16 protein-coding genes are annotated in these 20,308 nt (G+C 61.3%); 3 read left to right on the top strand and 13 right to left on the bottom strand.

Annotated features, from left to right (window positions below; all coding sequences use genetic code 11):
- Nucleotides 1-166: 166 nt before the first annotated feature.
- Entirely contained in the window at nucleotides 167-1,333 is a 1,167-nt protein-coding gene (gene fucO, locus DXD16_RS06850; RefSeq protein ID WP_022094861.1) for a lactaldehyde reductase, read from the bottom strand.
- Nucleotides 1,334-1,748: 415 nt separating this feature from the next.
- Between fucO and DXD16_RS06845 the strand changes: the two genes are divergently transcribed.
- Nucleotides 1,749-2,285, top strand: a complete 537-nt coding sequence (locus tag DXD16_RS06845) for a hypothetical protein (RefSeq protein ID WP_147326465.1) — start codon at nucleotides 1,749-1,751, stop codon at nucleotides 2,283-2,285.
- A gap of 80 nt (nucleotides 2,286-2,365) precedes the next feature.
- On the opposite strand, the gene DXD16_RS06840 is transcribed toward DXD16_RS06845, so the two are convergent.
- Nucleotides 2,366-3,085: a YoaK family protein gene (locus DXD16_RS06840; protein WP_117655576.1), complete on the bottom strand. Its 720-nt coding sequence runs from the start codon at nucleotides 3,083-3,085 to the stop codon at nucleotides 2,366-2,368.
- A 267-nt stretch (nucleotides 3,086-3,352) separates the two neighbouring features.
- On the opposite strand from DXD16_RS06840, the gene DXD16_RS06835 reads away from it, so the two are divergent.
- Entirely contained in the window at nucleotides 3,353-5,494 is a 2,142-nt protein-coding gene (locus DXD16_RS06835; protein ID WP_233502655.1) for a YgiQ family radical SAM protein, read from the top strand.
- Here DXD16_RS06835 and DXD16_RS06830 read toward each other — a convergent pair.
- The 11 genes from DXD16_RS06830 to DXD16_RS06780 form a co-directional block, all read right to left on the bottom strand.
- Nucleotides 5,491-6,402 (bottom strand): CPBP family intramembrane glutamic endopeptidase, encoded by a 912-nt coding sequence (locus DXD16_RS06830; RefSeq protein ID WP_117655575.1) that lies wholly within the window; start codon nucleotides 6,400-6,402, stop codon nucleotides 5,491-5,493. The genes DXD16_RS06835 and DXD16_RS06830 overlap by 4 nt on opposite strands.
- A 34-nt stretch (nucleotides 6,403-6,436) precedes the next feature.
- On the bottom strand, nucleotides 6,437-6,640 hold the full coding sequence (locus DXD16_RS06825; protein WP_055252556.1) for a hypothetical protein: 204 nt from the start codon (nucleotides 6,638-6,640) through the stop codon (nucleotides 6,437-6,439).
- 216 nt (nucleotides 6,641-6,856) lie between these two features.
- Nucleotides 6,857-8,233: an ATP-binding cassette domain-containing protein gene (locus tag DXD16_RS06820; RefSeq protein WP_147326464.1), complete on the bottom strand. Its 1,377-nt coding sequence runs from the start codon at nucleotides 8,231-8,233 to the stop codon at nucleotides 6,857-6,859.
- A 3-nt stretch (nucleotides 8,234-8,236) separates the two neighbouring features.
- On the bottom strand, nucleotides 8,237-9,295 hold the full coding sequence (locus tag DXD16_RS06815; RefSeq protein ID WP_117655573.1) for an ABC transporter substrate-binding protein: 1,059 nt from the start codon (nucleotides 9,293-9,295) through the stop codon (nucleotides 8,237-8,239).
- A 2-nt stretch (nucleotides 9,296-9,297) separates the two neighbouring features.
- Nucleotides 9,298-11,052, bottom strand: coding sequence for an NADH-dependent [FeFe] hydrogenase, group A6 (locus DXD16_RS06810; protein WP_117655602.1), 1,755 nt, complete (start codon nucleotides 11,050-11,052; stop codon nucleotides 9,298-9,300).
- A 50-nt stretch (nucleotides 11,053-11,102) separates the two neighbouring features.
- The gene (locus DXD16_RS06805) at nucleotides 11,103-12,935 is read right to left on the bottom strand and encodes an NAD(P)-binding protein (protein WP_117655572.1); all 1,833 of its coding nucleotides are present in this window, start codon (nucleotides 12,933-12,935) and stop codon (nucleotides 11,103-11,105) included.
- 256 nt (nucleotides 12,936-13,191) lie between these two features.
- On the bottom strand, nucleotides 13,192-14,574 hold the full coding sequence (locus DXD16_RS06800) for a 6-phospho-alpha-glucosidase (protein ID WP_117655571.1): 1,383 nt from the start codon (nucleotides 14,572-14,574) through the stop codon (nucleotides 13,192-13,194).
- Nucleotides 14,575-14,577: 3 nt separating this feature from the next.
- Nucleotides 14,578-16,194 carry a PTS transporter subunit EIIC gene (locus tag DXD16_RS06795; protein WP_117634834.1) on the bottom strand — a complete coding sequence of 539 codons (1,617 nt, stop codon included), beginning with the start codon at nucleotides 16,192-16,194 and terminating at the stop codon, nucleotides 14,578-14,580.
- Nucleotides 16,195-16,293: 99 nt separating this feature from the next.
- Complete coding sequence (locus DXD16_RS06790) at nucleotides 16,294-17,148, bottom strand: PRD domain-containing protein (RefSeq protein ID WP_117655601.1); 855 nt, start codon at nucleotides 17,146-17,148, stop codon at nucleotides 16,294-16,296.
- A gap of 18 nt (nucleotides 17,149-17,166) precedes the next feature.
- Nucleotides 17,167-17,679, bottom strand: a complete 513-nt coding sequence (locus DXD16_RS06785) for a PTS glucose transporter subunit IIA (protein ID WP_158551625.1) — start codon at nucleotides 17,677-17,679, stop codon at nucleotides 17,167-17,169.
- Between the two features lie 280 nt (nucleotides 17,680-17,959).
- Entirely contained in the window at nucleotides 17,960-18,721 is a 762-nt protein-coding gene (locus DXD16_RS06780) for a 4Fe-4S dicluster domain-containing protein (RefSeq protein ID WP_117655569.1), read from the bottom strand.
- A 374-nt stretch (nucleotides 18,722-19,095) separates the two neighbouring features.
- On the opposite strand from DXD16_RS06780, the gene DXD16_RS06775 reads away from it, so the two are divergent.
- On the top strand, nucleotides 19,096-20,308 hold a 1,213-nt coding region (locus tag DXD16_RS06775), incomplete at its 3' end, for an IS256 family transposase (RefSeq protein ID WP_233502651.1).

Raw genomic sequence — 20,308 nt, 5'->3', positions numbered from 1 at the left:
CTCCCGAACGGCCCCCGCCACGACAACGAGCCGGCGGGCCCCGCCCGTTAGCCCCAGAATCTTTCCGCAGGACAGAAGGAGGCCCCGCCGCACGTAGTGCGCAGCGGGGCCTCCGACATGTCCGAGGACGATTCTGGGGCTAACGGGCGGGGCCCGCCGAACCAGGTTAAGCAGCCGGGCAGATCTTCTTGAAGAGCTCGATGACGTCGTCGAGCGTCGCCTCGCGCGGGTTGCCCGGGAAGCAGGCGTCAGCCATGGCGTCCTTGGCCAGGACCTCGATCTCGTCAGCCTTCATGGCCTCGCAGACGTGCGGGATGTTCACGTCGGCAGAGAGCTGCTTGACGGCGGCGATGGCGGCGTCGGCGGCCTCGTCGGTGCTCATGCCCGTGGTGTCAACGCCCATGGCGACGGCAACCTTGGCCAGACGCTCGGCGCAAACCGGCTTGTTGAACTCCATGGCGATCGGCAGCAGCATGGCGCAAGCGACGCCGTGCGGGGTGTCGTAGTGAGCGGACAGGGTGTGAGCCATGGCGTGGTCGATGCCCAGGCCAACGTTGGAGAAGCCCATGCCGGCAACATACTGGCCAAGAGCCATGCCCTCACGGCCGGAGCCGGGCTGGCCGGACTTGGCCTCGGCGACGGAGTCGCGCAGGTTCTCGCTGATCAGCTTAATAGCCTCAAAGTGGAACATGTCGGAGAGCTCCCAAGCGCCCTTGGTGGTGTAGCCCTCGATGGCGTGGGTTAGAGCGTCCATGCCGGTGGAGGCGGTCAGGCCGGCGGGCATGGAAGCCATCATGTCGGGGTCGACGACGGCGACCTCGGGGGCGTCGTTGGTGTCGACGCACACGAACTTGCGGACCTTCTCGGGGTCGGTGATGACGTAGTTGATGGTCACCTCGGCAGCGGTACCGGCGGTCGTCGGCACAGCGATGGTAAACACGGCGTGGTTCTTAGTGGGAGCAACGCCCTCGAGGCTGCGGACATCGGCAAACTCGGGGTTGTTGATGATGATGCCGATAGCCTTGGCGGTGTCCATGGAGGAGCCGCCACCGATGGTCACGATAGCGTCAGCCTCGGCGGCCTTGAAGGCCTCGACGCCGTCCTTGACGTTCTGGATAGTGGGGTTGGGCTTAATCTCGGAGTAGAGGCTCCAAGCGATGCCGGCGGCGTCGAGCTCGTCGGTCACCTTGGCGGTAACGCCAAACTTGACCAGGTCGGGATCGGAGCAGACGAAGATCTTCTTGTAGCCGCGACGCTGGAGCTCGCCGGGGATCTCCTTGATAGCGCCGGAACCATGATAAGAGATGGTATTGAGAACGAAACGATTAGCCATTGATAGCCTCCCATCGTGTACGGGGCACCCATTACGCCCCGCGCTGCAAGTTCCATCCTAACGCTTTTGAAACAAAAAATGCATGAGAACATCAAAAGTGTTAAAGCGTTTCAACATAATAACGGAGCCCTAATCCTTCCCTCCCGACAGCAGCGTAGGCTAGATTATAGGAGCACTCGCCCAAAGAATACGACCCGCTCAGTCTATAAATTGTTTCTGTTTTAGCAATATATGTTTGACAATACGTTTATAAAAGGATAATTTATAGTCAATAATATGCATGCAGCAAATAGCATCATTCATTTTGTTAGAAATTGCCCATGCTGTTATTGCAGCTGCATGTACTGCAACGTACAGCGTAATTCTCCGCACGAAGCAGAAGACGGTTCCAATTCGATCGAGGCGATGACGCGTGATGGCTACTGGTCCTAAATCGAGCAAGACGGCTACAAACGAATATCGAATCTCAATTGAAGGTAACCCTTATCCGCATGCTCTGGTTCTCGTCAACCCAGCGGGAGACAACCTCAACATCAAAAGACATGGGTTCACGGGTCCACTAGGACAGCTATTGAGTCTTAAATACACCGTTTATGACGATGCAAATGAAAAGCTCTTTACTGCCGTCGACGGTGGTTTTAGTAACATGCCCAGGGTTGCGCTCATCATCGAACACAAGGAAGTTGCGGTGTTCGATTATGGCCTAAACAGACTTGAGATGAAGTGCGTAACGAGCATACCGAATTACACAATAAAAGGTAACTTCCTATTTGGAGATTACGACATATTCAGTCAACGGGAAGTGAAGCTATCTTCAGTTAACGTCCTTCAATGTGATAAACAATCGTGCTTTAACATACAGGTTTTGGATAAAGCCGAATTAGCCGCCGCAATTGGAATACCCACAGCCATTGCCCTTCTGAGGGCTCGGATTGAAGAGCATCTCGAATAAATTGCAAAAAGCAGTTCGTAACAACATTCAGGAGCTAGATAGTTTTTTCTGGCTCCTGAATGTTGTTACGAACATGCACCTTAGCGCTTAAGACTCGTGGTCTGCCAGTCAGCTACGATGCGGGCCCATTTCCTGTGCAAGTCGCGTTCGCGATCGATAAACATGATGGCAAACGCGATAAACAGCAGCATGCTCGCCACCGCAATGGCGTGCAGCCCCATGCGCTCGATGCACCAGTTGCCCAACACGGCGCCAAACACAAAGGTAAAGATCACGCCAAAGTACAGCAGGCCGTTTTCCAAAAAGCCGCGCCTGTGGGTGATGATGTAATCGTCCACGTTTTGCAGCGCGTTGCGCAAGTTGCCGATGCACATAGTCGTGGCGATGCCGTGACCGTGGATCTTGCGGAAGCTCTCGACTTGCATACCGCAGGCAAACGAAGTGAGGCAGTTGGCGAGCAGGTTAAAATCGCCACCGGGAATAAAACTCACGCCCAGCAAGATGACGGCTTCAAAGAACACCGTTACCTGGCGCCAGTGAATCACGCTGCCAAACCGCTCGTGCACCAGGTCGGCAAGCATAATGCCCACGGCAAACGACACCACAGGGAAGAAGTAGCGCCCCGCAAGTGCCCAATTGCCCTCCGAAATGCTCACGCCCACCAGCAAGATGTTGCCCGTCTGCGCGTTAGCGAAAACATGATCGCGCCCAATGTACGAATACACATCCATAAAGCCACCGGCGAGCGCCAAGATGATGCCCAGCTCAATGGACTCCGATATCTGTTTGGCACGCTGCATCGTCGTGCATCCTCCTTGTTGACGACCCTCTCGTGCGTTGGCGGAGACATGGCCGCCGTTCATACTGTAACCCATTGACAACATGGCGTGCGCGCGAGACGGGCTCCCCAACGCGCAGATACACAGTCTGGAAACAAACGGCGGGCGCGGCGCCACACCCGCATCGACACGCCGATCCGCCAGCCCATGTACTCCACCAGTCTTTTTAGCCCCGTCCCAAAAAGACTGGTTACAATTACGTGCAGGATACAAACACCGGGAGGGATCGTGGCAAATAAGCCTCAGCACGCTCAGAACAGCCAACGCGGACAGCAGGGCAAACAGGGCCAGCAGCAAAAGCTCGGCGGCAAGGCGCAGGCCACGGTCGCCCGCACCAAGCATTCCCAAGCGACGCCCACCCGCCCCTGGCGTCCGGGCCGCGACAAGTTCCTCCCCGTCAGCCACGCCGACATGGATGCGCGTGGCTGGGACCAGTGCGACTTCGTCTACATCTGCGGCGACGCCTACGTGGACCACCCCAGCTTTGGCATGGCCATCATCAGCCGCGTCCTCGACGCGCACGGCTACAAAGTGGGCATTATCTGCCAGCCCGACTGGACCGACCCCGCCAGCATCACCGTGCTCGGCGAGCCGCGCCTGGGCTTTCTCGTCAGCGCCGGCAACATGGACTCCATGGTCAACCACTATTCGGTGACCAAGCACCGCCGCCATACCGACGCCTATACCCCCGGTGGCGAGGAGGGGCACCGCCCCAATCGTGCCGTCACGGTCTACGGCAACCTCATCCGCCAGACGTTCAAGGACGCACCCATCATCATCGGCGGCATCGAGGCAAGCCTGCGCCGCCTGGCCCACTACGACTACTGGCAGGACAAGCTCAAGCGCTCGGTACTGCTCGACTCGGGCGCCGACATCCTCATCTACGGCATGGGCGAGCATGCGATCGTCGAGATCGCCGACGCGCTCGATGCCGGACTGCCTGTCGATCAGATCACCTACATCAACGGTACCGTCTACCGCACGGGTTCGCTCGACGAGGTCTACGACTACGACCTGCTGCCCAGCTGGGACGACCTTACCGCCGACAAGCTCAACTACGCGCGCAGCTTTAATGTGCAGCAGCAGAACATGGACCCCATCACCGGGCATCGTCTGGTAGAGCCCTACCCCAACAGCGTCTATGTGGTGCAGAACCCGCCATCGGCAACACTCACCACAGACGAGATGGACGAGGTTGCCGAACTCCCCTACGCACGCGATTGGCATCCCGACTACGACGCAACGGGCGGCGTGCCGGCCTTTGCCGAAATCAAATTTTCCATTAGCTCCAACCGCGGCTGTTTTGGCGAGTGCTCGTTTTGCGCCCTCACCTTCCACCAGGGCCGCGTACTGCAGATGCGCAGCCACGACTCGATCATGCGCGAGGCCGAGCTGCTCACGCACGATCCCGAGTTTAAGGGCTACATCAACGACGTGGGTGGACCGACGGCCAACTTTAGCCGTCCGGCCTGCGACAAGCAGCTCAAGCACGGCGTGTGCAAGAACAAGCGCTGTCTGTGGCCGAGTGTGTGCAAGAACATGGTGGTCGACGAGAGCGGCTACACGCAGCTGCTGCGCGATCTGCGCCAGCTGCCGGGCGTCAAGAAGGTCTTCGTCCGCAGCGGCATACGCTTTGACTACACCATGGCCGACGCCTCGGACGAGTTTTTGCGCGAGCTGCTGGAGCATCACGTCTCGGGCCAGCTGCGCGTAGCACCCGAGCACGTGAGCGACGCGGTGCTGTCCGTGATGGGCAAACCGAGCCGCGCCGTCTACGACGCGTTCTGCCGTAAATTTGAACGCTTGAACCGCGAATACGGACTCAAGCAGTACGTAGTGCCATACCTAATCTCGAGCCACCCCGGTTCAACGATGAAGGAAGCTGTGGACCTGGCCGAGGCCGTACGCGACATGGGCTACATGCCCGAACAGGTGCAGGACTTCTACCCCACACCGTCCACCATGTCGACCTGCATGTACTACACCGGCGTGGACCCACGCACCATGGAGCCGATCTATGTGGCGCGCGACCCGCACGAAAAGGCCATGCAGCGTGCGCTCATCCAGTATCGCAAACCCGAGAACTACAAGCTGGTACGCGAGGCGCTGGAAAAAGCCGGACGTCGTGACCTGATCGGCTACACCAAACACTGTCTAATCCGCCCCGTGCCGCCGCGCCCGGGCGAGACGTCTGCTGGCGGTGGGCATGGCACCGGCAAGAAGGGCGGCAAGGCCCACGGCGGTGCTGGCGGCAAGGGACCCAAAGGCAGCAAGGGGCACGGCGGCATGTCGCGTGCACAGAACACTGCCGGGCGTAATCGCGCGGCCCAGGGGCGTCAGGGCGCCAACGGAGGCGGGCGTCGCAACTAGGGCAGCAATGCGCTCGCTGCGTCCATCCCACACGCGTGGCGCAGCGAGCGCATTGCCTCAACGAGGATGACGCCGGCGATAGCGACCGTGATTATCACGTCGAACGGTGTGTTCACAAACCAGAGCAACGTCATGAAATACGACCCGGCATTAAAGGCAAAGTGCAGCAGGATCGTGTAGCGGAGCTTTCCGATCGTCACGAGCACCCAACCAAAGATGAGGCCGGCGGCACCCGCGTAGCAACCCTGTACCCAATTCATGTGCATAAAACCGAAGATCGCCGCCTGCAGCACAATCGCCGCGGCGATACCCCACGTGCTTGGGGCCGCCCAGGGCACCATGGCGCCACTCTGCGCGCTCACACGACGCCGGCACTTCCAAAGTGGGCGGCACTGCGGATTAAACGCTCGGAGCGAAAACTCAAAAATAATGCCGCGCACCAGCAGCTCTTCACAAAATGGGGCGCCGAGCACCGTGGTCAGGACGGCAAGAAGGTTGGTATCGCCCAAGCCTGTTTCCTCGACGAGCTCGCTATAGTCCGCCGCAACCTCGGGCAGCAGCGACAGCACGCCGTCGCATAGGTAGCTAATGACCACCTGCATGGATAGGCCGATCACGACAACGTATGCGATGCGCTTCCATGCAGCATTTGCTCCCCCGCCGAGCGGGCGTTCACCTTGCCGGCGCGCCATGAAGGAGCGGGGCCACAGATAGCGCCACCACAGCAGCGCCATCAAAAACGACGCCGTCTGAGCGGCGGCCTGAAACCATTGAATATCGAGATTGTCGATCGGGAAACCCGTCAGTGCCGACACGATGTCCAGCGCGGAGAACAAAACAATGCTCAGGGCAATATCGGCAGCGACGACACCAAAACAGGCAAGCGCCCAAACCAGCGCATTGAGCATGCCAACCTCCTCAAAACCCGGCACTTGGGGACAGTCATTGTTGATGAGAATCGGGCGCAGCGCCAAAAGCCCCGTTGGGCGAAATGTCGAACGGGAAGGTGCCGCAGCGATTGAACGCGGCGATAAACATGCGGATGGCGTTGGACGGCGTGGTGCCCACGAGCTGGGTTGCCGCCGCGAAGGCCGCCTTTTCCTCGGGCAAGACCTTCGCGACAACCGGGGTCATGTGTTCTGCCATGGCGCTTCCTTTTTGAAACGACGGTGGTGCGGATAGATGCGGGCCACGCGGCTGGGCGACGGGCTGTGAAGGCAACCCGATTGGCCCGCATCTGGAGTGTGTTTCTACGGCGTTGGTATTACTTGATATTCCTAAGTATTACCCCGCAGATAGAATACCATACCCGACCCCATGGGGACGGAGAAAAAACGGATCATTTTGTTGCTGAGTAAGTATTTAGAGCGTGATGATATCCGAGATATTGAGGGCCTGAGCGTCGACGGCATCGTGCGTGGCAAGCAACAGCATGCGACCGTCGAGCAAGTCGAGCACGACCTCGGCGCATGCGTCGCGTGCAGCGGTATCTAGACCGGTAAAGGGCTCGTCCAGAATCACCGCGTCGCCTGGGCACAGCAGGGCTCGAGCGATCTCGACGCGACGGCGCTGCCCGCCCGAAAGCTCGGCCACGCGAGCATGTACATCGACCCCCGGCACCAGCAGGCGCAACAGGGCTGCAGCACTCGAGGCATCCACGCGCGCGTCGGCGCACACCAGCACGTTATCCAGGGCAGAGATGTCCTCGACCAGGCACACATCCTGAAACACCATGGAGCACGGCGCGCACTCCCCCGCCGCAAGGGCAAGGAGCGTCGACTTGCCCGCACCCGAGGCGCCCATCACACAGATACGCCCAGACGCGGGCACGTTGAGCACCAGTCCGGCGAGCGCCGGCGCCCAGGGCGCGCGATCGCCCACGGCAAGCGCAAGCTCCGCTGAAGTGCCATCGCTCGCAGCTCCCGCACGCCCACGCAATCCATGCCCATGCGCCCGCACGGCCGCGCCCCACGCCACGGGTCCCGAAACCCGCAGCAGCCACACCAGCACGCGCTCACACGCCCACGAGGCGGCAACGACCAGCATGGTCCACGCCAGCAGGTCGGCCGTCTCAATCAAAAGCTTTGCCTGATAGATGCGCTCACCCACGGTGCCCACCGCCATGCCGATAAGCTCGGCTGCCACGCCGGCCTTCCAGCTCATACCAATCACGGCACGGGCGCACGAAAGCACAAACGGCAGGACTTCGCGCCAGGTATGGGCGCAAAACAGTCGCCAGCCCCGCACGCCATGCAGGCGAAACATCTGCTCCTGTGGCTCATCCGTTTGCGTCAAACCCTCGACCAGCGAGAAATACACGCCCGGCAGTGCCATCAAAAAGACCGCTGCAATGCTCACGCGCGCCGACCCCAACCAAATGAGCAACAGGACCACCACGCAGGCAACCGGTGTCGCCTTCACAAACGACAGCGCCGGAGCCACCAGGCGCGCAAACGCACGCGAACGTGACGAAATCCCGGCAAGCACGCCACCACACACCGCGGCAAGCGCCAGCCCGCCTAGTATCCGCGCGCCCGAGCCCGCCAAAATCGCCCAGGTACCGCCATCGCACACCAGGCGCAGCAGCGCCAAGGCAACAGCACCCGGCCCCGGCAAAATCAGCGGCTGCGCCACCAGCGCCGCCACCAGCATCCACACGGCAAGCCAAAAGGCGGCGACGGCACCTGCTGCCGCCACCGCCTTCATACGCTCTGTCATTTGTCGAGCAAACGCACGCACGGGCTACTCCAAGTAGTAGAAATCGTCAGCCGGAAGTTTACCACCCACGGCACTCGCGTCCGCGTCGGCCAGCACCTGCAGGTACCCACCGAGCGCCGCCTTCATGTCCTTCCCCGTCTGGCACACGAGCATGCACCCGGGAATCGCCTTTTCGGCAATCGCGGCGTTATCCACGATGCCCGCATCGACCACGGCCTGGGCCCAGTCCGCCGGCGACGCGTTCACGGCCTCAACGCTCGCCGCGTGGCAGCTCAGGAATTCCGCCACGGCCTCGGGATGTTCCTCGGCAAACGTGCGGCGCACCACGGTCACGCCCGTCAGCAGGCGCGAACCCGTGTCACCTGCCAGCTCATCCCACACATCGGTCAGACTTACCGGAGCCGACAGCTTGCCTTCGCTCTTGGCGATGGCGGCGGTCTTGAACGGCTCGGGCAGCACGCCCACAGCAGACGGATCGGCAAGCAGGGCCGACAGCACCTCGGTGGGCTCGCTCTTAAACTCGAGCGTCACCTGGCCGGTCAGGCCCGCGCGCTCCAGCAGGTAGTTCATGACGTACTCCGGCGTGGCGCCCTTGCCCGTCATATAGACGGTATGGCCCGCCAGATCGCCAAACGAGGCCACACTCGCGTCGCCCGTCACAACGTTCAGCACGCCCAGCGTGTTGATGTCGATGACCTGCACAGCGCCCTCGGTCTTGTTGTAGAGCACGCTCGCCACGTTGGCGGGCACCAGGGCAATGTCGATATCGCCCTGAATGACCTTGGGCACAATCTCGTCGGCGGCAGTGTTGATCGCAAAGTCGAACTCATTGTCCGTCTCGCCATCGGCAGCCTGGTCCATAAACTGCACCAAGCCAATCGAGGTCGGGCCCTTGAGCGACGCGACGTGCACCTCGACCGGCTCGGCAGCGGCACCGTCAGCGGCAGACCCGGCAGCCGAGCCCGCAGCAGACCCCGCCCCCGCAGCTCCGCCGCCGCAGCCCGCGAGCGCAAGCGACAAGGCGCCCGCGGCGAGCGCCGAGGCAAACCCCCGGCGCGACATTTCAAAATCAAACGCGCGCATCGCTAGCACGTCCCCTCGTTAGGCATCGTCCATGCGTGATGGTCGGTATGCAGCAACTCCTCGGCCAGCGGTGAGAGCGGCTCGCCCAAAAACTCGCTATAGCACGCCTGGACATCGGGATTCTCGTGCGAGAAGCGAATGTCCGCAGCGGCATCCAGGCCCCACAGCACCTGGCCGCGCTCAGCTGCCAACTCGCAGCCGTCGTGGATGGGCTGGCCGCCGCCACCGACGCAGCCGCCCGGGCACGCCATGACCTCAACGAAGTCATAGCTCACGCGGCCGGCGCGAATCGCGTCGAGCAGACGGGCGGCGTTGCCCAGCCCGTGCGCCACGGCGACGCGCACCTTGGTGCCATCGATATCGGCCACGGCTTCCTTCCAGCCGTCCAGGCCGCGCACGTCGGTAAAGAAGTCGGCGTCGGGGTTCTTGCCCGTCACCAGGTAATAGGCCGAGCGCACGGCGGCCTCCATCACGCCTCCCGTGGCGCCAAAGATCACGCCCGCGCCCGTGCCGAAGCCCAGCGGCGTATCGAGCGGCTCCTCGGTAAGCGTGTCGACGCTCACGTGGCTCGCGCGAATCATGCGTACCATCTCGCGCACCGTCAGCGCAACGTCCACATCGGGCGCGCCGCCCTCGCCCACCATGCTCGGCAGCGCACACTCGGCCTTCTTGGCCGTGCACGGCATCACGGACACCACGAACAGGCGCTCGGGCTCCACGCCCAACACCTTGGCGTAGTACGTCTTGGCAATGGCGCCGAACATCTGCTGCGGCGACTTGGACGTGGACAGGCTGTCGACAAACTCCGGATAGCGCGCCTTCACAAAGCGTACCCAGCCCGGGCAGCAACTCGTGAGCATGGGCCAGCCGCGGCTGTCGCCCTCGCCCTTGGAGGCAGCGCCCAGGCGCTCGAGCAGCTCGGAGCCCTCCTCCATAATGGTGAGGTCGGCCGAGAAGTCGGTGTCGAACACGTACTCAAAGCCCACGCGGCGCAGCGCGCAAGCCAGGCGTTCGACGGTAGCCTCCTCGCGCGGAATGCCGAGCTCCTCGCCCCAGGCGCTACGCACGGCCGGCGCAATCTGCACCAGTACGATCTTGTCAGGATCGGCGAGAGCATCGAACACGGTCTCGGTATCGTCACGCTCGCGCAGGGCGCCCGTCGGGCAATGCGTGATGCACTGACCGCACGCGACGCAATCGGTCTTGCCGATCGGCGCACACCCGCGGGTGCCCACGGCGGTATGCGTGGCGCGGTTGGTCAGGTCCCAAATCCCTAAGCCCTGCACGCTCTCGCACACCTTGATGCAGCGCATGCATTTGATGCACTTGTCGTTATCGCGGATGATGGGGAAATCGAAGTCCCAGCCCTCGCGCGCCAGGCGCTGCTCGTACGGCAGATAGAAAATGCCAAGGTCGTTGGCGATGGTCTGCAGGTTGCAGTTGCCGCTGCGCACACAGCTCGTACAGCGCGAGTCGTGCTGGGACAGCAGCAGCTGCACGTTGGTGCGACGGGCCTCGCGGGCCTTGGGACTGTTGGTATGGACCACCATGCCGTCGAGCACGTAGTTGTTGCAGGCGGCAACCAGCTGGTCGCAGCCCTCGACCTCGACCACGCACACGCGGCAACCGCCGATCTCGTTCAGATCGCGCAGGTAGCACAGGGTGGGAATCTGGATGCCGACGGACTTGGCCGCATCCAGGATCGTGGTGTGCTCGGGCACCACGACCTCGCAATTATCGATAGTGAGCTTGACCATGTTATGCGCTCCGTTTTCGGTGCTGTCGCTGACGGTGGTGTTGTTGGGCTCTACCATTCCAGGTTCCTCCCTCCGCGGAACGCGCCAAAGCCAAAGTGATCGCAACGCAGGCAGCGGCTCGCCTCCTGGCGCGCCTCCTGCTCGGTGAGACCCTGCTCGACCAGATTCCAATCGTGAATACGCTCGCCGGCCTCGCGCTCGCCCAGCTCGCAGCGGCCGCACTCGTGCTTGCCCTTAAACTGGACGGTCGGCAGCTCCACGTCGAGCTTGATCTTGTGGTCGAAGCCCAGGTAGCGGTCGATATTTGCCGAAGCCACGCGGCCGGCGTTGATGGCGCGGATAACGGTGGCGGGGCCGGTCTGGCAGTCGCCGCCGCTAAAGAGGCCGTCGAAGTTGGGCACGGCACCGTCCGAGTCGGTGACCACGCAGCCCCACTTGCAGGCAATGCCCATCTCCTCAAACGGCTTGGAATCGATGTCCTGGCCAATGGCCACAAACACGCGCTCGCAGGGAATGACGCGCTCGGGCGTGGCGGCGGCACGCGGGGCCGGACGCCCACGACGGGGCTCGCCGATAATCTGCGGCTGCACGCGCAGGCCGCTCACGCGACCGTCCTCGCCCGTCTCGATGGCGAGCGGGGCCGTCAGCTCCAGCACCTCGCAGCCCTCGGCCTGGGCGCCGGCGATCTCGGCGTCCTGGGCCGTCATGTCGCAGATGCGACGGCGGTAGACGATGCTCACCTTTTCGGCACCGCAGCGCACGGCGGAGCGCGCCACGTCCATGGCCACGTTGCCGCCGCCGATGACGCACACGCGCTGGCCGCTCAGGTCGGGCAGCTCGTCGTCGCCGATGGCGCGCAGCATCTTGACGGCCGACTCCACGCCGAGCGCTTCCTCGCCCGGAAGGCCGAGCTTCTTATCGCTGTGGGCGCCAATGGCCAGGTAGACGGCATCGAACTCGTCGCGCAGGCGGGCAAGTTCCTCGCCGTTGACGGAGTGATCGAGCTCAACGTCGATGCCGGCGCTCAAGATCCAGTCGATCTCGGCCTGCAGGCGCTCGCGCGGCAGACGATAGCTGGGGATGCCATAGCGCAGCATGCCGCCCAGGTGGTGGCGCTGCTCAAAGATGGTCACCTTATGGCCCATCACGGCCAGGTAGTAGGCGCAGGAAAGGCCGGCCGGGCCGCCGCCGATCACGGCGACGCGCTTGCCGGTGTTGTCCACTACATGCGGCTTGTGGTCGTTGAGGTCACTGTGCTCGACGGCAAAACGCTTGAGGGCGAGGATGTTCATGGGGTCGTCGACCATGCCACGGCGGCAGTGCATCTCGCAGGGATGCTCGCACACCAGGCCGCAGACGAGCGGCAGCGGATTGTTCTTGCGGATGACCTTGACGGCGTCGGCATAGCGGCCGGCCTCGACCAGCGAAATGTACCCGGGAATGTCGACGTGCGCCGGGCAGCCCGAAACGCACGGGACGCGGGCCTCGCGGTCAAAGCCGCAGGAGTGCTCGCGGATGTGATGCTCAAAATCGTCGCGGAAGCCGCGAATGGCCGTGAGTGCCATGGCGCCAGCTTCGTAGCCGATGGCGCAGTCGCTCGAAAGGTAGATGGTGCGGGCGGTGCGCTCAATCAAGTTGAGCGTGGACTCGTCGGCGCGGCCCTCGAGCACATCGGCGAGCAGGTCGCTCAGCGCGCTCAGGCCCACGCGGCAGGGCGTGCACTTGCCGCAGCTCTGGGTGGAGCACAGATTGACGAGCGCTGCCGTAAACTCAACGGGGCACGGGGCGAGCGAACTCACCGCCAGACGACGTCCGAGCGCATCGTGCAGGTCGTCCATGACGGCCTGAGCGTGGCTGCGTTCCATTACGTGCAGTCGAGCCATAAGATCCCCTCTCACATGGCAGCCCGGAGGCGAGGCCGGGCGAAGTTGCTATACGCACAACACTGACCTAAAAAGTTGTTAGGTCTCCACGCAGTTCGGCAGGCGGTATGAAATGTCACCCTCGGCGGTGAAATAGAACATTACCGCAGATAAATGCCATATTTGGTAAAACGCGTTACCAAATGACAATGCCCCGCCCACGCAATCACGTGGACGGGGCATTGCTCCAGGTATGCGGCCAGCGACCCTGTTGCCTTTACTTAAGCTCGGGCCAGTAACCCTTGTTGGCCTCGATCATGTCGTCGAGAACTTCCTTGGCGACCTTCATCGAAGGCACGGTCTTGTTGAGCGTAAAGGCCTTGAGCGCCTTCTCGTACGAACCCTCGATCGTGGCCTCGACCACGAGCTTCTCGGAGTTCAGCTGCTGCATCATAAGACCCTGCTGGAACAGAGGAATGTTGTCACGGCTGATGACCTCGGGGCCGTTCTTGCCAATGTAGGCAGGCAGCTCGACCATGGCGTCGTAGGGCATGTTGGGGATAGCGCCCTTGTTCTCGCAAATGACCAGGAAGCGCTGCTTGGTATCGTTCTTCAGAGCGATGGCCAGGTCGGCAATCCAGTCGCCGTGGCTGCCCGCATAGAACGTGCTCTCGTCGATCTCGCCGGTCTTCTCGTAGTGGTCGATGCCGTCGAAGAGGTTCTTCTCGCGCGTCTCCTCAACCTCGTTAGCACGGGTGCGCTCGGGGTTGGAATGCTCGACGAACTCCTTCTGCTGCAGGTAGTAGTTCAGGTACGTGTTGGGCAGGTACTCCGGGAAGCACTCCATGATCTCGTACTCGCCCTTCCAGACGTAGTACCAGCTGCCCTTGGTGTGGCGGTTCTGCTCGGGGTGCTCGTCAGTGGCCTCCTCGGGCTTCTTTGCCATGAGCGAGCCCATGCCCTTGAGGTAGGAGTCGGGCAGCAGAATCTCATGCTCCTTGATGTACTCGCGCAACTGCGGGAGCACCTCCTCGCCCTTGTGGCGGATCGAGGTGAACCAACCAAAGTGGTTGAGGCCAAAGTAATCGTACTCGACATCCTTCTTGTCGATATCGAGCGCGGCGCAAACCACATCGATGATCGCGATCGGCATGTCGCAGATGTTGATGATGCGAGCATTAGGACGCAGCACGCGGCAGCCCTCGGACACGATGGCGGCAGGGTTGGAGTAGTTGAGAATCCAGTAGTCCTTCTTGGCGTACTTCTCAACGTCATCGATCAGCTCGACCATGGGGAAGATGGTGCGCATGCCGTAGGCAAGGCCGCCGCAACCGCAAGTCTCCTGGCCCACGCAGCCGTGACGCAGCGGAATCTTCTCGTCCTGCTCGCGCATGGCGTAGCCGCCCACGCGCATCTGGGCAAACACGAAGCTCGCGTCGGTAAAAGCCGTCTTTTTGTCGGTGGTCACCGTGAGCTTGATGTCCAGGCCGAGGTCCTCGTGCAGAATCCAGTCCACGAGCACGCCGATCTTGCGCTGGCGCTCCTCGTTGATGTCGTACAGGCGAATCTCGTCAACGTCGAGCTCGTCCTTGCGCAGAGCGATGGACTTGACGATGCCGGGGGTAAAGGTGGATCCGCCACCACACAGAGTAATGATCATTGTTTACTGCTCCTTCTCAATTGCGTTCTCGACTTTGTCGCGCATCTCGGCGACCTTCATGCCAAAGATGATCTGGATATTGTTGCCGTTGCGGTTGATGCCGCTGTTGGGCACGTGGTTGATGAGGTTCTCATCGATGAGGTCCGGGTTCTTAACGTTCACGCGAAGACGTGTAAAGCAGTTCTCGAGCTCCTCGATGTTGTCCTTGCCGCCAAGACCTGCGACCAGGTCGGCAATACCTGCATCGACGCCCTCTGCGGGAGCTGCGGCAACAGCGCCCTGCTTCACCGCGACAGACGCGGCGGCCTCGCCCTCGGCAACGGACTCGGCGAGCTCGGACTCTTCCTCGCGACCAGGCGTGTGGAGGTTGAGCTTCTTAATAAGGAAGGTGAAGAGGAAGAAGTACAGCGCGGCGTTGACGACTCCGAGCACGAGCATCATCGGCCAGTTGGTCTTATCGACACCAAGAACCAGGTTGGAAACCACGATGTTGATGATGCCGCCTGCAGTCGAAGCGGGCACGGAGAGGACCTTGAGCAGGACCAGGAAGATACCGGAAAGAACCGAGTGAACGACAAAGAGCACGGGAGCGGCAAAGACAAAGAGGAAGTCCATGGGCTCGGTGACACAGGAGAGCACGGCGGTGATGATCAGCGGGATGATAACGGCCTTGGTCTTATCCTTGTTCCCCTTGTAAGCGGTGAAGATAAAGGCGAGACCGATACCGATGTAGGGCCACAGGTTGTTGAAGGTATAGCTGTTGAAGTAGGTGCTATCGGAGAAGGGCTGGCCCGTCATTGCCATCTCGGCGACACGGATGGGATAGGCGCCGGCGATAACCTGATCGCCCAGCGTCAGGGTGCCGCCCACATCGGAGAACTGGAACGGGGTGTAGATGAGGTGATGCAGACCGGTAGGAACGAGCAGCTTGTTGAGCATGCCGTAGATAAACAGACCGATGTTGCCCGACTCCTTAATGATGCCGGCAACGGAGGAGATGGCACCCTGAACCGGAGGCCAAACGATGCAGAAGCCAGCACCCATGATCCAGGAAATGATGATCATGATCAGGAACGGAAAACGAACGCCCGAGAACATCGAAAGGGCAATGGGGAACTGCTTGTTCGAGTACTTGTTGAACACGGCACCGGTGATGCAACCAAGAATGATGCCGCCAAACACGCCGGTATCGAGCACCTGAATGCCCATAACGGTGCTCTGGCCGGTTCCGGTAAGGCCGAGCATGCCGCTCGCTTCGGCAAGAGAGCCGGTGGCGTTGAGCACGATGTTGTTAGCCTGCAGGAACAGGAAGAACGACATCAGGGCGATCAGCGAAGCATGGCCCTTGTTCTTCTTTGCCATGGCGCCGGCGATGCCCACGCAGAACAGAATCGAGAGGTTGTTGATGATAAACATCAGCGACTGATAGACAACGGCGCCCACAAGCTGGAACGGACCGGAGCCCAGCACAGGGATCACGGCGCAGATGGTCTTGTTGGTCAGAATAATGCCCACGATGAGCAGAATGCCGGCAACCGAGAGATACATCATCGGCTGAACGATTGACTTCGCGAACACCTCCAACGGCGCTTTGAAATTGAACTTCTTTTTTGCGGTCATAGCGGTACTCCCCTTCCTTTTCCGCAAATTAAGACAGATGTGCCCTGGACAAGACCGTGAGCCTTGCCTTATATCAATCGATGTGTGGGCACGTTATGCCTAGAGACCAGGTTCTCCAAGCAGGTTAACAATGTGATATGCGAGATAACTCTTCTCGGCATCGGTAACGACAACGTTATAGGTAGACGCTAAGTGGTCGGCAATTGACTCCGCACACGAGAACGCCCTCGGATACGCCGTTTCATCGATACGGAACAGCGCGTCGCCATTGACCTGCCCCGCCGCGGGATCGAGCGCCCGCTGCGCAAAAAACTGCAGATGGCGAACGAAACGCTCGTACGGCAACGAGGTGACGTCAAGGGTCGTGGCATAGTGCTCGGAAACAATCGCGAGCACGTCGCGAACAAGCTGGACCGAAACAATCAGACGGTCAGAGCGCTGCGGCATGGTGGCGTTGACGATATGCAGCGTAATAAAACCCTGCTCTTCTTCGCTCATCTGGATGCCCATATACTCCTTGATAATCTGCAGCGCACGGCCCGCAAGCGCATACTCCTTGCGATAGAACTGCTGGATCTCGAGCAGCAACGGATTCTCGCAGGGGACGCCCTTACGCTCGCGCTCCAAAGCAAGACTGATATGGTCTGCGAGAGCAATGAGAATCTTGTCGTTGATATCAACATTGAGCTCTCGACGGAGCATCTGAACAATGTCCTCGGAAATCACGAGGTTGACGGTGGGAATGGACTCCAAAAGATGTGCCAAGCGGTCAATCGTGCGCGAATCCTGAGAAGTGCCCTCCTGCAGCGCATAGGTCTTTTCGACCGATACCTCATCGATAGCGTCGCCGGCATGGCGGCCAAAGCAGAGGCCTCGGCCGATGACGATGAGCTCGGAGCCATCGTCCGAAGTGACCATTGCGACGTTATTGTTGAAAACTCGCTTGATAACCACGGCACCCACCACAAGAATTTACTCGGAAAGCCAGACGACAGGCTCTTTAACAGCAACAGGGCCGGAAGCATGCTCACGAAGAGTCGACTTCTCCGAGCGCTCGCACACGATAACGAAGACCGTAGGATCGAAGCCGGCGGCGCGGACCGCGTCGAAATCGACCTCGACGAGGGGCTGGCCCGCGTCAACATGGTCACCCTGGGCAACAAGCGCATGGAAGCCCTTGCCCTCAAGTTTAACAGTGTCGATTCCGATATGCAGCATCACCTGAGCAGAGCTGTCGTCGGACATGATGCCCAGCGCGTGCTCAGTCGGAAACAGTGCCGCGACGGTACCGGAGACAGGAGCGCACACCGTTCCCTCTTGGGGAACCACGGCAACGCCATCGCCCACGGCACGGCTGCTAAAAGCGGGATCATTGGTATTTTCTAGATGAACAAGCTCGCCGGAAACAGGAGCGAGGATTTCGAACTCGGAAGTTGCAGTCTTCTGCTCATCCGAACCGCCCATCAGGCGAGAAAAGAAACCCATGGTGGCATGTCCCTTCATAAATATAGCCCAACCAAAATCAAGCGAATGCATCCACAGAGACACACCCGTTCAAAGACTTTGGTTAGGCCCACGTCCGAGGGACTCGGTAACCTTCCGCATTTCTTTTTACGGGAGCTATTGTAGACAAGCCCAAAGCCAGAACAATCATTATGACCGGTGAGCGGTATTTTTTCTTCGATAAACGGTATTTAGGCGGCACTTAGGGACGTTCCTTTCCCGCCGGCACCCAGGGACACTCCTTGCAGCAATTTCGCATGCGTTAGATGAAGAGCTCGCATTCCTTCCGCACGACGCAAGCCTTGCTCAGCATCTGGGAAACAGCGGATAGCTTGTTGGGATCAAGCTTGCGAGCGCCTCGCGGGCATACGGCGATGCAGCGCATGCAGGAGATGCACGCCTCGTCAGCTGCTCGCTTGGGGTCGCCCTTGTCGATAGCACAAACGGGACACGCCGCGGCGCATGCACCGCAGGAGACGCATTCCTCTGTTGCCTCGGGTGCCATACGGCGACCTCCAGCTTGTTTATAAGGGCGATTGCCGGGGATAGAGGGCTCGGACGCATCCTCAGCCAACAGCTTTTGCTGAATTTGTTGCGCAAACTCTGCGAGCTGCGCCGCATCCTGCGCATCCGGTCGCCCAGCAGCAAACTGACGAGCAACGGAATGCTCAGCAATAGCAGAAACAGCTGCAACCACCCTAAATCCGGCGCGCTTCGCAACGTCCTCCAGCTCTACGAGCGTGTCCTCAAACGCGCGGTTTCCGTATACACAAACCAAAACAGCCCGAGCCCCGTTGCCGCGCACCATGCCCAACCGGTCAGCCACCACAGCCGGGATTCTACCGGCATACGCCGGCACAGAGATTACGGCCACGTCGTCCTCAGTCATCGAGACAGCGCTGAGATCTAGCCCGCTATCGGTCAGATCGACGGTAACGGTATTATTGTCCAGCGCCCCGGCCACAAGGCCAGACACCTTCCGCGTTCCACCCGTCGGACTAAACACAATTTCGAATACGCTCATCGAGGCACCCTCTCCCTACGCCTAGCAACGCGTCAAGCCGTTTTCACATTCAGACAGAGTATACGGCGCATGGGGGGAGCTCCCCGTTTTGGTGCGCCAGGCACCCCAATGCACCCACCCTACGCTGTCTGCCTCTTCGTTTTGCATAAATTACGGTACAGATTGTATATATTTACGGGATATCGCCGCGTTCTCCTGAGGTACCCCATCCTGGCCCGTGCAAAAAACGGAGTATTCTGCAACGTGACGGTAGCGTGCAGAGATGTGGTGTAAGAGGCGGGGCATGCCCCGCCTCCGCCCTTTCCTGAAAGGGAGGGGACACCGCCTAGAATTCGTCGTTGGAGTAATGAAGGTGACGAATGGAAGGAAAGGCGATGCCCCAAGAAGAGAGTGTACTGCGCCTCGGCCGCGACGAGGCCCTCGAGGCGGCGAGGCTTTGGCAGGAGTGCGGCGACGCGCGCGAGTTCGCGTGCAGGGTGCTGGGCAGCGTGATGAACGCGCTGATGGACTCCGAGGCCCAGCAGATGTGCGGCGCGAGCCGCAACGAGCGCAGCGACGGCAGGGAGAACAGCCGCAACGGCTACCGCCCCAGGTCGCTCAAGACCGCCGTGGGCGACGTGGAGCTCGAGATACCCAAGCTCAGGCACGGCACCTACTACCCCGAGGGCATGCTCGCGCGATGGTCGCGCGTCGACACCTCGGTGGCCGCCATCGTGCAGGAGATGTACGTATGCGGCGTGTCCACCCGCAAGGTCGAGCGCGTGGCGTCCAAGCTGGGCATATCCTCGCTGTCGAGCTCGGAGGTCTCGAGCCTCTGCTCCGACCTCGACGCCGAGGTGGCGGAGTTCCGCCGCCGCGACCTGTCGGGCACGCCGTGCTGCTACCTGTGGCTCGACGCTACCTATATGAGCTGCAGGGTCGGCTCGTCGGTCGTCTCGCAGGGCGTCGTGACCGCGATCGGGCTGGGCGCCGACGGGCGCAAGCACTTCCTGGGCTGCGACGTGGTCGACACCGAGAGCGAGGACTCCTGGGCGGCATTCCTCGGCGGGCTGCGCGAGCGCGGGCTGGCCGGCGTTCGCCTCGTGGTCTCCGACAGCCACGCCGGGCTCGTGGCCGCCGTCTCGCGCCTGTTCCAGGGCTGCGCCTGGCAGCGCTGCGTGACGCACCTGCAGCGCAACCTCCAGAGCGCCTGCTCGGGCAGGCCCGAGGACTCCAAGGCGGCCGTCAGGGACCTCGTGCACGCCGCGGTCTACCAGGACGACCCCGACCTCGCGCGCTGCGTGTGGGCCGAGGCGGCGCCCTGGGTGGCGTCGGTGTCCGCCAGGGCCGGCGAGGTCTTCGAGCGGGCCGAGGACTCCGCGCTGGCGTTCACGGCCTTCCCCAGGGCGCACTGGGCCAAGCTCCGCACCAACAACGTCCAGGAGCGCGCCAACCGCGAGATCAAGCGCCGCTACAGGGTCGTGCAGTCCTTCCCCTCGAGGGAGTCGATGCTGCGCCTGACGTGCGCGAGCCTCATGGAGACCGAGGGACAGTGGTCCCAGCAGCGCGTGTTCTCCGAGGCCTCGGCCGCCGAGGGCTTCGCCGAGC

The organism is Collinsella sp. TF11-5AC, from assembly GCF_003436775.1.
Lineage (GTDB): Bacteria > Actinomycetota > Coriobacteriia > Coriobacteriales > Coriobacteriaceae > Collinsella.
Note: the sequence above shows the minus strand (reverse complement) of the source record. Positions and strands in the feature narration are given on the sequence as shown.

What these genes read in the sequence shown, in the direction of transcription:
- DXD16_RS06840 (WP_117655576.1), bottom strand. Translation starts at nt 3,085, where the DNA reads ATGCAGCGTGCCAAACAGATATCGGAGTCCATTGAGCTGGGCATCATC.
- DXD16_RS06845 (WP_147326465.1), top strand. Translation starts at nt 1,749, where the DNA reads ATGGCTACTGGTCCTAAATCGAGCAAGACGGCTACAAACGAATATCGA.
- DXD16_RS06795 (WP_117634834.1), bottom strand. Translation starts at nt 16,194, where the DNA reads ATGACCGCAAAAAAGAAGTTCAATTTCAAAGCGCCGTTGGAGGTGTTC.
- DXD16_RS06780 (WP_117655569.1), bottom strand. Translation starts at nt 18,721, where the DNA reads ATGAGCGTATTCGAAATTGTGTTTAGTCCGACGGGTGGAACGCGGAAG.
- DXD16_RS06825 (WP_055252556.1), bottom strand. Translation starts at nt 6,640, where the DNA reads ATGGCAGAACACATGACCCCGGTTGTCGCGAAGGTCTTGCCCGAGGAA.
- DXD16_RS06800 (WP_117655571.1), bottom strand. Translation starts at nt 14,574, where the DNA reads ATGATCATTACTCTGTGTGGTGGCGGATCCACCTTTACCCCCGGCATC.
- DXD16_RS06805 (WP_117655572.1), bottom strand. Translation starts at nt 12,935, where the DNA reads ATGGCTCGACTGCACGTAATGGAACGCAGCCACGCTCAGGCCGTCATG.
- fucO (WP_022094861.1), bottom strand. Translation starts at nt 1,333, where the DNA reads ATGGCTAATCGTTTCGTTCTCAATACCATCTCTTATCATGGTTCCGGC.
- DXD16_RS06810 (WP_117655602.1), bottom strand. Translation starts at nt 11,052, where the DNA reads ATGGTCAAGCTCACTATCGATAATTGCGAGGTCGTGGTGCCCGAGCAC.
- DXD16_RS06785 (WP_158551625.1), bottom strand. Translation starts at nt 17,679, where the DNA reads ATGGGTTTCTTTTCTCGCCTGATGGGCGGTTCGGATGAGCAGAAGACT.
- DXD16_RS06815 (WP_117655573.1), bottom strand. Translation starts at nt 9,295, where the DNA reads ATGCGCGCGTTTGATTTTGAAATGTCGCGCCGGGGGTTTGCCTCGGCG.
- DXD16_RS06830 (WP_117655575.1), bottom strand. Translation starts at nt 6,402, where the DNA reads ATGCTCAATGCGCTGGTTTGGGCGCTTGCCTGTTTTGGTGTCGTCGCT.